The following is a 12,458-nucleotide window of genomic DNA, read 5'->3' as shown; positions in this document are numbered from 1 at the left end:
GACAAGCTAGCAAGAAATTACGCCAGTATGGTGTCACTGGCGTTTATGTTAATGTGGCTGCCGATGTATTGCTGAACAATATTTGTACAGCAAAGATCAACAGACCCTAGTCTTAGTGGGTGCAGATGATGAAGCATTTTACGCAGAAAAGTTCGAAGCCGTTTTTAGTAAAAATGCTCCTCATGCGCTCGTCAAAATAATCCCAAAGGTAAAGCATTTAAACCTGCCAAATAATGAAGATACGATCAACATTATGAGTAGCTGGATAAATAGTACCTATCAAGGGCATTGAGAGTACGCGCAAAGTGGCGATGTTCACTTCCCAACCTTTAACGTCATAGCTTTAGCTTCTATTGCTGCCAAAATGTCTATGTACCTAAGTTCGTTTAGGCAATTAATCCCGTTTTAGGCATACATGTATACCCACGAAAACAATTTTGACCTTCTTGCTTTTATTCAGACTAACTGCTTATTGTCATAACTGGTCGCTGCCAGTAAATTGCTGAATAAAATATTATTTATTTTCATTGGTTTAAGTGTAGTTGTCAGGACTATCGTTGATAGACTGTTGTATACCAAAAGGAATCGGTATGGCTAAGTTTTTAAATCTATTTTCTTTAAGTTTGATTTTTACCAGCACATTTTGCTATGCAAATGAGCCAACTCAAGTGTTCTTAGACGGTGATAAGATTCACTATCAAGGAGGGTTAGCAAAAGAAGCCAATGAAATGGTGTTTGAAATATTTAAGAAAAATACTTCAAAAATAAAATGGCTAGCCATTAAGAGTGTTGGTGGTGAAGTTAATTTAGGCCTTGATTTAGCCGAGTTTATCAACAAGAACAGCTTAAACGTTGAGGTGACTGAGTATTGTTTATCTTCATGTGCTAACTACGTTTTCCCTGCTGCACATGAAAAACGAATCACGAACCATGCCTTGATAGGCTTTCATGGTGGAACCTCTGGCATGGCTGCTGGAGTCGCTGAATTTATCAAAACCTTACCTGAATCTGAGCGCGAGGCCACTCAAAAACATTTTGATGAATATGGTGAAAAAACGCTGGCAAGAGAAGCTGATTTCTTTCAAAAATTAGGCGTTAATCCCAACATCACCACACTTGGCCAAAGTGATAAATATAAAAAATATGAAGATGCGGGTAGTTATGTCGGTTGGTATTACGCCATCAGCGATCTGAATAAACTTGGCGTCAAGAATATATCGGTAGTGAACCCACCTTGGGTATTTAAACAGCTTTCAGAAAAGAGTCAGTTTTATAAAGTTGAAGTTACCGGAAGTTAATATCTAAATTCAACTCCAAAGTGCTACTTCGCTAATTAAGCTACTAATTGATTACCGCTTCGGTCACGCATATTTCGCGCTATTAGTGCCATGCGTTAGAACTTAAAAGGATCTGTATGAAAACATTCTTTAAATTTAAAAATCCTTTAAAAATTGCGTCATTGGTCTTTTTTATGGGTGCAATATACAACGCGTATTCAATGGACATCATCGGTCTGGTGTGCTTTCTCGTCGCTGCTTTGGTGTTCTTCGTCCTAAGTATTTTCCGTACTGGTAAAAAAGCTACAGCAAGCAAGATTAGTTAACATTTCCCCTCATTATTGCAATGAGCTATGTGAATGGCGATGCTGTTTTGTTAGCTATCGTTGTGAGGCTTGGCGTTTTATCAAGGTGACAACATCTGCTTGTATTCATCGTCGCTCTTTCTATTATTTTTCCGTACGACAGCCTCTCCTCTGGCCTGACCAGCCTAAACTCCCTATAATCGGCTGCAAATGTCATCACGCTACATAGTGTTTACATCTAACTACCCTACATACTTAAAATAAAAAGGAACCTTGTTCCATGTTAGAAAAACTGTTCAAACTGAAACAAAATCAAACGAGCCTCAAGCAGGAAGCGGTCGCCGGTTTGACCACATTTATGACCATGGCCTACATCATTTTTGTGAATCCAATGATGTTAGCCGATGCGGGCATGGACCATGGGGCTGTATTCGTCGCGACTTGTTTGGCTGCGGCTGTCGGCTGTTTAGTTATGGGCTTGATGGCGAATTATCCTATCGCGCTTGCACCTGGCATGGGGCTGAACGCTTTCTTTACCTACACAGTTGTGGGCGAAATGGGTTACAGCTGGGAGACAGCACTTGGCGCGGTATTCCTTTCGGGTATTTGCTTTTTAATCTTATCTTTAGTGCGCATTCGAGAGTGGATTGTGAATAGCATTCCCATGTCGCTGCGTATTGGTATTGCTGCTGGTATTGGTCTGTTCCTTGCGCTGATCGGCCTTAAGAGTGCCGGCATTGTGGTGGCAAGCCCTGCAACCTTAGTGACCTTAGGCGATATCACTGCATTTCCGGCGGTCATGGCTGTGTTAGGCTTTTTCCTGATCATTGCTATGGTGCAACGTGGAATGAAGTCGGCGGTTATCCTAAGTATCTTGATTATCACAGGGCTGGGATTAGTGTTTGGCGATGTGCAGTATCACGGCATTGTGTCTATGCCGCCATCGATCATGCCAACCTTTTTGAAGATGGATTTATCCCAAGTCTTTGAAGTCAGCATGTTATCTGTGGTGTTTGCCTTCTTATTTGTCGATCTTTTCGATACCTCTGGCACTTTAGTTGCGGTTGCGCAGCGCGGTGGTTTCCTCGATGAGAAGGGCCGTTTACCGCGATTAAACCGTGCCTTAACCGCCGACAGTTTAGCGACTATTGCGGGCGCCGCTTTTGGTACGTCGACGACCACAAGTTATATCGAAAGTACGGCGGGAGTGAGCGCGGGTGGTCGTACTGGTTTAACGGCAGTTGTCGTGGGATTACTCTTTATTGCTGCGTTATTCCTGTCGCCATTGGCGGGCATGATCCCAGCGTATGCGACGGCGGGCACACTGTTTTATGTGGCGATTCTGATGATGTCGGGACTCGTGCATGTCGAATGGGAAGATTTGACTGAAGCCGCACCGGTAGTCGTTGTGTGTATATTAATGCCACTGACGTTTTCTATCGCCACAGGCATCGCCTTTGGGATGATCTCTTACGCCGCAATCAAATTACTCACAGGTCGCTTTAGCGATCTCAATGTGGGCATTGTCGTCTTGGCTGCGCTGTTTGTAGCTAAGTTTATCTATGGCTAAGGCTGTCGATTAGTGGCTCGTGTAGTGCGAGCTCACAACGTAGATTGTCTACAATAGACAATATTTTTTGAGGGTCATCTCATCGATGGCCCTTTTTCATGCGCGATTCCAAGCAAAATCGAAAATTTATCTCGAGTTAATAACTCCTTGCTACCAATTACCCAGCGGATTAGGTATAAGGATTGTTCGGTTATTTTTTACAAATGAATAATGAACTTAAGTGAGATTGCGTATCGCCGCGTAGTAGTGAAATTGGGGACGAGTGTGCTGACCTCTGGCAGTAAACAGCTAGATAAAGCCCACATGGTTGAGCTTGCTCGTCAAATGGCCGCACTGATGAAGTCAGGGGTCGAAGTCGTATTATGCACCTCAGGGGCCATTGCCGCTGGGCGTGAACATCTCCAATACCCGACACTGCCCGACACTATGGCCAATAAGCAATTGTTAGCCGCTGTCGGGCAAAGTCAGTTGATCCTCGCTTGGTCACAACTCTTTAGTATTTATGGGCTGCATGTCGGCCAATTGCTGCTGACCCGTGCCGATTTGCAGGATAGGGAGCGTTACCTTAACGCCCGCGACACGCTCAATGCCTTGCTGGCGAATAATATTGTGCCGATCATCAATGAAAACGATGCCGTTGCCACTAATGAAATCAAAGTCGGTGATAACGACAATCTGTCGGCCCGTGCCGCACTGCTGTGTGATGCCGATTTATTGATTTTATTGACGGATCAAAAGGGCTTATTCGATGCCGATCCGCGCACTAACCCGAATGCTAAGTTGATTTCGCAGGTGGTGAAGATTGACGACAGCCTGCGCATGTTGGCGGGCGGGTCTGTTTCTGGTTTAGGTACGGGCGGAATGTCGACTAAATTGGAAGCGGCGGATATTGCTCGCCGTGCGGGCATCGAAGTGGTTATCGCTTCTGGCCATCACCCTGATGTGATTAAAAAAGTGGTGAGCAAGGAATCGGTCGGGACACATTTTAGTGCCATCGAAAACCCGCTCGAAAGCCGTAAACAGTGGATTTTAGCCGGCCCTGCGACTCAAGGTTCTTTAGTGCTTGATGCCGGCGCGGTCAAAGCCGTGACAGACAAGGGCCGCAGCCTATTGTCCAAAGGTATCGTCGGCGTTAAAGGCCAGTTTGAGCGCGGCGCAACGCTGCAATTAGTTGACCAACAGGGTAAAGTGATTGCTAAAGGGATGACACGATACTGCGGCCAAGCCCTCAGTTTGATCGCGGGCAAGCATTCCGATGAGATCGAGTCTTTACTCGGTTACGATTATGGTGACGCAATCGTGCACCGCAACGACATGGTTGTCTTATAAGCGAGGTCTGTTTTGAGTCAAATTAATCAAGATCAGTATTTACAGCAACTTGGTAATAATGCCAAACAGGCAAGTTATGCCTTAGCTAACTTAACGGCGAGCCAAAAGGCCGGTTTGCTTGAAGCCATCGCCGATGCGCTGACAGAAAACGCCGCCGCCATTTTAGCCGCGAATGCTAAGGATGTTGCTGCCGCTAAAGCCGATGGATTAACGGATGCGATGATTGACAGATTGTTGCTCGATGAGGCGCGTCTGGCGGGCATCATTGGCGATATTAGCGATGTGATCCGCCTTGCTGACCCGGTAGGCGAAGAGTTTGGCAGTAAATTATTAGATAACGGTTTAAGGCTGACTCGCCGCCGAGTACCACTTGGGGTTATCGGGGTGATTTACGAAGCTCGGCCTAATGTGACTGTTGATATCGCGGTACTTGCCCTTAAAGCCGGTAATGCGGTGATCCTCCGTGGCGGTAAAGAAACTCTAGCATCGAATAAACTCATTAGTGACGTGATCCGCGGCGCGATTGTCGCTCAAGGTTTACCGATAGATGCGGTGCAATTTATTGATTCTTCAGACAGATCTTTAGTGACAGGTTTACTTAAGCTCGATCAATATGTCGACATGATAGTGCCCCGCGGCGGTCAAGCACTGCAGCGCTTATGTGCTGAGCAGGCGACGATTCCAGTGATCTTAGGCGGCATTGGTATTTGTCATTTATATGTCGATAAAAATGCCAACCTTGAGCGTGCCTTAGCCGTGATCACTAACGCCAAAGTGCAGCGTCCAACTGTATGTAATGCGCTTGATACCTTGCTGGTGGATGAGCGTGTGGCGAGCACATTTGTGCCGCAAATTGCCGAGTATCTGCATCGTTTAGGCGTGCGTTTTTCCGTTTGTGAGACAAGCTTTAGTCTGCTTGATGGTTTAGGGTTTGATGTGACGCTCGCCAAGGCTGAGGATTTTGGCATCGAATGGTTGTCGTTAACCTTAGGCATTAAAGTGGTGGGCGATATCGATGCCGCTGTTAGCCATATTCGCCAATATTCTAGCGGCCATTCGGAAGCTATTTTGACCGATGACATTCACGCTGCAGCGCACTTTATGAACGAAGTGAACTCAGCGGCTGTGTATGTTAATGCCAGCACGCGTTTTACCGATGGCGGCCAGTTTGGCCTTGGCGCCGAAGTCGCGGTGAGCACGCAAAAACTCCACGCCCGCGGCCCAATGGGGCTTGAGGCATTAACCACATATAAGTGGTTAGCATGGGGTGATTACACTAGCCGTGTTTAGCGGTTAAAAACCATAAAATTAAAGCCGTTACGCATTACGTTGACGGCTTTTTTGTTTGCAGTTTTTATTTCATGTGCCTATTTGTGCATCAATGGATGAGCGGCGTATAGGTGGCAAGTAACCAGATACAGAAGAATAGCGTCGACATGACGGTAGTGAATTTACGAAAGGCTTTGATGTATTCCAAGGTATAAATAAAGTACTTTTCCTGCACTCTGCGGGTGAGTAATACCGAGGGCAGCATAAAACTGCAATAGAGCATGACCACCATAGTGGTAAAACTGTTTCCCCAGAAATGCTCATAAATAAATAAGGCGATGCAGAGTAGCATAGCGCACCAGCTTAGTGGGCTGATGCTATTTTCTGGGGCCCATTGGGTTGATTTTTCCATCTGACTATCGTTAGTCGATTTGTACCTCAGTACAATTTATAGACGCAAGTCTAGGCATTATCAAACGCTTTCTACTGTAGACCCTGTTTGCTGAAGCCAATTTTGTTGTTGCTAGGGTCTTGTTTGCGAGTTATCCAACATGAGCGTGCTATTTTATGGAGTGGACTGCTTAACGTCGAATGATTTGTGCCTAATGTGGCCGAGATAGCTTAAAGCGTCTTGATATCGGCAAATTCGCCTTTGCAAAGCTGGGCTAAGTCTGTGGCCGCTAAGCTTATCTCTAAACCGCGTCGGCCCGCGCTGACATAAATCCTATCGAAACCTTGAGCGCTGGCATCAATTAAGGTCGGTAACTGTTTTTTCTGCGCTAGCGGGCTAATACCGCCAACCAGATAGCCCGAGGATTTTTGCGCGAGTTCGGCATCGGCCATTTGCAGTTTCTTTTGTCCTAGGCATTTTGCTACGGCTTTTAGATTGAGCTGATGATCGACGGGTGCGAGGGCGACGGCAATTGGCGCATGGGCTTTGTCGATGGCGACTAAAAGGGTTTTAAACACTTGTGCGGGTTCGAGTCCTAAGGTGTTGGCTGCTTCTTCGCCGTAGGCGGCGCAGTGTGGATCGTGGCTGTACTCTAGGATATCAAACGCAATTTTGGCTTTTTTCGCCAATCGAACGGCCGGGGTCATTCCATACTCCTTCACAAAATGGGTGATATTAGCGCTTAATTTTGATGTAAAACGTTAGCCACTTCGTTTTTTACGTTCTTTAACTGTCTCATTGCAGTGAGCCAAGCTTGTTTAAGGCGGCGACTCAGTGATGACTCAGCCATCATTCAACTCAACTATTTTCAATTATCACTCAGCTATCTCTTAACCATCATTCAGCGAGCTTTGGCTTTGGGCTTATCTTACTTTTGCGCTCGGTAAAACGGGGCCAAAGTTGTTGCAACATCATCCCTGATAAAATAAAGGCTAGGCCGAGATAGGTGGCCATCGCTATCGTTTCTTGCAAAATCCACGCGATAAAACCAATCGACATCACAGGGGATAAAAACACCATAGTGCTGATGTTCGCGGTGCGAGTGGCGGTTTTCAACGCCATTAACCAGAGCACGAAGGTAATGCCCATCTCGAACAAGCCCACATACATACCTGCAAATATCGCCTTAAGACTAAAGCTGGGTAGGGTATCTGTCAGCACTAAAGTGACGGCGATAAAAGGTAAGCCGATAAGAAAACTCAATAATAAACTCACCACGGGATCGCCTTGATCTTTGGTGTTGACGATCCAATATAGGCACCAGAGTAAGGTGCTGGTCAGCGCCAGTCCGATCCCGAGCGGGCTATCAAAGCTAAAGCCGCTGATATCGCCGCCGGTGGCAATGATAAACACCCCAGTGTAGGCAATCAGCGCCGCAGTAATGTCGCTCTTGCGCAAATGTTGCTTTAACAAAGGCGCAGCCAGTAACGGCAGCAATACCGCCCAAGTGTAATTGAGTGACAAAGCTTGCTGCGCTGGTAATAAGGAATACGCCTTAAACAGCACCACATAGTAAAGGAAGGGATTGATGAGCCCTGTGATTAGATAAAATGCAGGGCGGCGCAAAAACTGTTGCGTGAGTAAGGAAAGCTTCTTTTGCCAAGCCAGGATACCGCCAAGGGCAATAATCGACGTGAGCACGGCAACAAACACCAGTTGCAGTGGCGTGTAGTAACTCAAGGCAATCTTAAAGGCCGTGGCCACTGTAGACCAGAGGAAGACCGCCGCCATGCCATACACGTACGCTAAATTCGAAGACTTCACTCTGCTACCTTACATGGATAAACATCCGCCAAATGTGGGCAGATTGAATAACAGCTTGGGGTGATAAGCAAGACTATTTTATCTGCTTGGATATTTTATCCCGCGGCAGATGTGAGAAAGATAAATCAGAAAATTTTTTTGTTCGCCCTTGTAATTAAATTCCCTGTCCCAATATAGGTATCAAGGCAGAGAAGGTGGCCAACGATGGACTTGATATTTCAACCGTCTAGCCCCATATCAAAACCAACTAAACAAATTTAGATTGAATGAAATTTTTCGGAGGACCTCATGGGTAAAATTATTGGTATCGACTTAGGCACAACAAACTCTTGTGTAGCTGTCCTCGATGGTGGCAAAGCACGTGTGTTAGAAAACGCTGAAGGCGATCGCACCACCCCGTCAATCATCGCTTATACAGATGATGAGACCATTGTCGGTTCGCCAGCAAAACGTCAAGCTGTGACTAACCCGACTAACACATTCTTCGCGATTAAGCGTTTGATTGGTCGTCGCTTTAAAGATGACGAAGTCCAACGTGACGTGAACATCATGCCATTCAAAATCATTGCAGCCGACAACGGTGACGCATGGGTTGAATCGCGTGGCAACAAGATGGCTCCACCACAAGTTTCTGCAGAAATCTTGAAAAAGATGAAGAAAACCGCAGAAGACTTTTTAGGTGAAGAAGTAACAGAAGCGGTTATTACTGTTCCTGCTTACTTTAACGATTCACAACGTCAAGCGACTAAAGATGCGGGTCGTATCGCAGGTCTTGATGTTAAACGTATTATCAACGAACCAACGGCAGCAGCATTAGCCTACGGTATTGATAAGAAACAAGGCGACAACATTGTTGCGGTATACGATTTAGGCGGTGGTACATTCGATATCTCTATCATCGAAATCGACAGCAACGATGGCGACCAAACATTTGAAGTGTTGGCAACCAACGGTGACACCCACTTAGGTGGTGAAGACTTTGACAACCGTTTGATCAACTACTTAGCTGATGAATTCAAGAAAGAGCAAGGCTTAGATCTGCGTAAAGATCCATTAGCAATGCAACGTCTGAAAGAAGCAGCAGAAAAAGCGAAAATTGAACTTTCAAGCACCAACCACACTGAAGTGAACCTGCCATACATCACGGCAGACGCAACAGGTCCTAAGCATTTAGTGATTAAAATCACTCGTGCTAAATTGGAATCGCTGGTTGAAGACTTGATTCTCCGTACATTAGAGCCACTGAAAGTTGCCCTGGCTGATGCAGATTTATCTGTAACAGACATCAACGAAGTGATTCTAGTGGGTGGTCAAACACGTATGCCTAAGGTTCAAGAAGCAGTGACAAACTTCTTCGGCAAAGAACCTCGTAAAGACGTGAACCCAGACGAAGCGGTAGCCGTAGGTGCTGCAATTCAAGCTGGCGTACTGTCAGGCGACGTGAAAGACGTATTACTGTTAGACGTAACACCACTGTCTCTTGGTATCGAAACCATGGGCAGCGTGATGACTAAGTTGATTGAGAAAAACACTACTATTCCTACTAAGGCGCAGCAAGTGTTCTCAACAGCCGATGACAACCAAAGTGCAGTGACCATTCACGTACTGCAAGGTGAGCGTAAGCAAGCGAGCGCGAACAAGTCATTAGGTCAGTTCAACTTAGACGGTATTGAGCCAGCACAACGTGGCCAGCCACAAATTGAAGTGATGTTCGACATCGATGCTGACGGTATTCTGCATGTGTCTGCTACAGACAAGAAAACCGGCAAGAAACAAAACATCACCATCAAAGCATCTTCTGGCTTAAGCGAAGAAGAAGTGGCGCAAATGGTACGTGATGCCGAAGCTCACGCAGATGAAGACAAGAAGTTTGAAGAGTTAGTGCAATCACGCAACCAAGCTGACGGCTTAGTTCACGCAACTAAGAAACAAGTTGAAGAAGCGGGCGATGCACTGCCAAGCGAAGATAAAGAGAAAATCCAAGCTGCGATGGATGCTGTTGACACTGCTATCAAAGGCAATGACAAAGAAGCCATTGAAAAGGCAACTCAAGAACTGATCGAAGCATCTGCTAAGCTGATGGAAATCGCTCAAGCTAAGTCTCAAGCTCAAGGCGGCGACAATGCCGACGCGGGCAAACAGGCTAACGCTGCTGCCGATGACGTTGTCGATGCTGAATTCGAAGAAGTGAAAGACGACAAGAAATAATGACTTGTTTTCAATCCAATAGATTGATTTCAAAGCGTTAATTTCTAGGCGGGCGTTACGGGGCAACCCTAACGCCCGTTTGTTCAACACCAGCTGAGAAGCATGAGATTATGTCAAAGCGAGATTATTACGAAGTATTAGGTGTCAGTCGTGACACTAGCGAACGTGAAATTAAAAAGGCCTACAAACGTCTGGCCATGAAATTTCACCCAGATCGCAACCCAGGCGACAAAACCGCAGAAGCTAACTTTAAAGAAATTAAAGAAGCCTATGAGATCCTAACCGACGCCGACAAAAAAGCGGCCTACGACCAATTTGGTCATGCGGGTGTGGATCCTAATCGCGGTGGCGGTGGTTACGGTGGTGGTCAAGGCGATTTCGGCGATATTTTCGGTGATGTCTTTGGCGATATTTTCGGCGGTGGACGTCGTGGCGGTCAACGCCAAGCGGCCCGCGGCTCAGATTTACGTTATAACCTAGAGTTATCACTGGAAGAAGCCGTTAAAGGCTTAACCAAAGAACTGCGGATTCCAACACTGGCGACTTGCGATCTGTGTGAAGGCAGCGGCGCTAAAAAAGGCACCTCTGCAACCACCTGTGGCACCTGTCATGGTCAAGGCCAAGTGCAAATGCGCCAAGGTTTCTTTGCGGTGCAACAGCCTTGTCCAACCTGTCATGGCCGCGGCAAGATCATCAAAGATCCTTGCACTAAGTGTCATGGCGATGGCCGTGTTGAAAAGAGCAAAACCTTATCGGTTAAGATCCCAGCCGGCGTTGATACGGGCGACCGTATTCGTTTAGCGGGTGAAGGCGAAGCGGGTGAGTTTGGCGCGCCAGCAGGGGATTTATACGTTCAGGTCAGTGTGCGTGAGCATGCGATTTTCGTCCGTGATGGCAACAACCTTTACTGCGAAGTGCCGATATCCTTTAGTAAAGCGGCCCTAGGCGGTGAGATTGAAGTGCCAACACTGGATGGTAAAGTCAGCCTGAAGATCCCAGCCGAAACGCAAACGGGCCGTATGTTCCGTTTACGTGGCAAAGGCGTCAAGTCGGTTCGCAGCCATGCGGTAGGTGACTTGCTCTGCAAAGTGGTTATGGAAACCCCAGTTAACTTAAACGATCGTCAAAAAGAACTGTTACGCGAATTTGAAGCCACCTTAACCGGTGAGTCAAAGAAGCACAGCCCAAAGGCTGAGGGCTTTTTCGATGGCGTGAAAAAGTTCTTTCAAGATCTGAATAGCTAACTTGATCGAGTGGCGCAGCGGCTAGCTGCGCACTAGAAGAAAAAAGCCCTGCAAGGTTAACCTTGCAGGGCTTTTTTATGTTTGATTGCATGCTCAAATTTCAAACTCTGTCCGCAGCAATAAATTAAGCACTGTCATTTCAGTGACTCGCCATGAACTCATCCCTGAGGGCTCGACGACGGCATCCATGCCGCCAACGGTCACTTCCATGACATTGCTTAACTCTTGTTAAGTCCTGCGTATATCTGATAGTCCGTAAAATCGTCGATTTTCATTTGCCCTGCGGCAACTCCGAGGGGATGGTGTATTCCTTGAGACTTGATGTTATCAGTAAGTATTTAAGGCATTGAAATTATGCCTATCCCCGTCTTTCTAATGTGTTGAACAAACTCGAAGTGAAAATCTATGTCTACATATTTTATAAATTTATTTAAAATCAAATAATTAGCTGAAATATGTATAAAAGCGACTACCTAGAAAAAGTAAATGCCTATAGCATATCGGAAAGCATCGATATTGTAGTGGCCACTAGTTTCAAATAATAAGTTCCATAAGCGATTTATTAGCTGTAAACAGTGCAACGCATAAATACTAATACGCTATATTTTTTGGTTTATCAGCATGGAGGTTTTATGATTTCTTTGAAATATTGGGAGCAATGGTTAGCCGTTATATCAGCATTGATTGCATTATTATCCGCCTTGTATGCTAGATATGCATACACACAAGCTAAGAAAGCAAACCAATTAACTATTCATAATTTGATTAAGCCAATTTACGTTGCTTTCGATAATCTTACGAATTATATGGATCAGCAGGGTAAGTATGCTAACAAATCAGAAGTACAGAAATTTTTGCCTTACAAAAGTGTAGTGGCACACTAATTTTGGCCACCTAAATAGAGGTGATATTATTACCTCGTAGATGACTTTAGGTGAACACATGAGATCGACAACCAGAAAAACATTTAGTGCTGAATTCAAACTTGAAGCAGCCCAATTAGTCCTCGATAAAAACCATAGCATCATCGAAGCTGCAAAG

At 45.7% G+C, this 12,458-nt stretch carries 11 protein-coding genes; 8 read left to right on the top strand and 3 right to left on the bottom strand.

Translation table 11 applies throughout. The features are described from left to right. The first annotated feature begins 590 nt into the window (after positions 1 to 590). From KV201_RS21990 to KV201_RS21970, 5 genes are all read left to right on the top strand, one after another. Entirely contained in the window at positions 591 to 1,298 is a 708-nt protein-coding gene (locus KV201_RS21990) for a hypothetical protein (RefSeq protein ID WP_226060591.1), read from the top strand. A 116-nt stretch (positions 1,299 to 1,414) separates the two neighbouring features. Beyond that, the gene (locus tag KV201_RS21985; protein ID WP_115334018.1) at positions 1,415 to 1,603 is read left to right on the top strand and encodes a hypothetical protein; all 189 of its coding nucleotides are present in this window, start codon (positions 1,415 to 1,417) and stop codon (positions 1,601 to 1,603) included. Between the two features lie 259 nt (positions 1,604 to 1,862). Further along, positions 1,863 to 3,152, top strand: a complete 1,290-nt coding sequence (locus KV201_RS21980) for an NCS2 family permease (RefSeq protein ID WP_006083923.1) — start codon at positions 1,863 to 1,865, stop codon at positions 3,150 to 3,152. Between the two features lie 210 nt (positions 3,153 to 3,362). Next, positions 3,363 to 4,481 carry a glutamate 5-kinase gene (gene proB, locus KV201_RS21975; protein ID WP_006082800.1) on the top strand — a complete coding sequence of 373 codons (1,119 nt, stop codon included), beginning with the start codon at positions 3,363 to 3,365 and terminating at the stop codon, positions 4,479 to 4,481. 12 nt (positions 4,482 to 4,493) lie between these two features. Then, positions 4,494 to 5,771 carry a glutamate-5-semialdehyde dehydrogenase gene (locus KV201_RS21970; protein WP_226060590.1) on the top strand — a complete coding sequence of 426 codons (1,278 nt, stop codon included), beginning with the start codon at positions 4,494 to 4,496 and terminating at the stop codon, positions 5,769 to 5,771. An 88-nt stretch (positions 5,772 to 5,859) separates the two neighbouring features. Here the strand turns inward: KV201_RS21970 and KV201_RS21965 are convergent, their stop codons facing one another. From KV201_RS21965 to KV201_RS21955, 3 genes are all read right to left on the bottom strand, one after another. Then, positions 5,860 to 6,162, bottom strand: coding sequence for a hypothetical protein (locus tag KV201_RS21965; protein WP_226060588.1), 303 nt, complete (start codon positions 6,160 to 6,162; stop codon positions 5,860 to 5,862). A 209-nt stretch (positions 6,163 to 6,371) separates the two neighbouring features. Further along, positions 6,372 to 6,848 carry a Cys-tRNA(Pro) deacylase gene (gene ybaK, locus KV201_RS21960; RefSeq protein WP_226060586.1) on the bottom strand — a complete coding sequence of 159 codons (477 nt, stop codon included), beginning with the start codon at positions 6,846 to 6,848 and terminating at the stop codon, positions 6,372 to 6,374. A 190-nt stretch (positions 6,849 to 7,038) separates the two neighbouring features. Next, positions 7,039 to 7,965, bottom strand: coding sequence for a DMT family transporter (locus KV201_RS21955; protein ID WP_226060585.1), 927 nt, complete (start codon positions 7,963 to 7,965; stop codon positions 7,039 to 7,041). A gap of 288 nt (positions 7,966 to 8,253) precedes the next feature. On the opposite strand from KV201_RS21955, the gene dnaK reads away from it, so the two are divergent. From dnaK to KV201_RS21940, 3 genes are all read left to right on the top strand, one after another. Beyond that, complete coding sequence (gene dnaK / locus KV201_RS21950) at positions 8,254 to 10,173, top strand: molecular chaperone DnaK (RefSeq protein ID WP_226060583.1); 1,920 nt, start codon at positions 8,254 to 8,256, stop codon at positions 10,171 to 10,173. 110 nt (positions 10,174 to 10,283) lie between these two features. After that, a complete protein-coding gene (gene dnaJ / locus KV201_RS21945; RefSeq protein WP_006082793.1) occupies positions 10,284 to 11,417 on the top strand; it encodes a molecular chaperone DnaJ in 1,134 nt (377 codons plus the stop codon). A 632-nt stretch (positions 11,418 to 12,049) separates the two neighbouring features. After that, positions 12,050 to 12,301: a hypothetical protein gene (locus KV201_RS21940; RefSeq protein WP_226060581.1), complete on the top strand. Its 252-nt coding sequence runs from the start codon at positions 12,050 to 12,052 to the stop codon at positions 12,299 to 12,301. Positions 12,302 to 12,458: the final 157 nt, after the last annotated feature.

Source organism: Shewanella sp. SR1 (assembly GCF_020447145.1).
GTDB classification, from domain to species: domain Bacteria; phylum Pseudomonadota; class Gammaproteobacteria; order Enterobacterales; family Shewanellaceae; genus Shewanella; species Shewanella baltica.
Note: the sequence above shows the minus strand (reverse complement) of the source record. Positions and strands in the feature narration are given on the sequence as shown.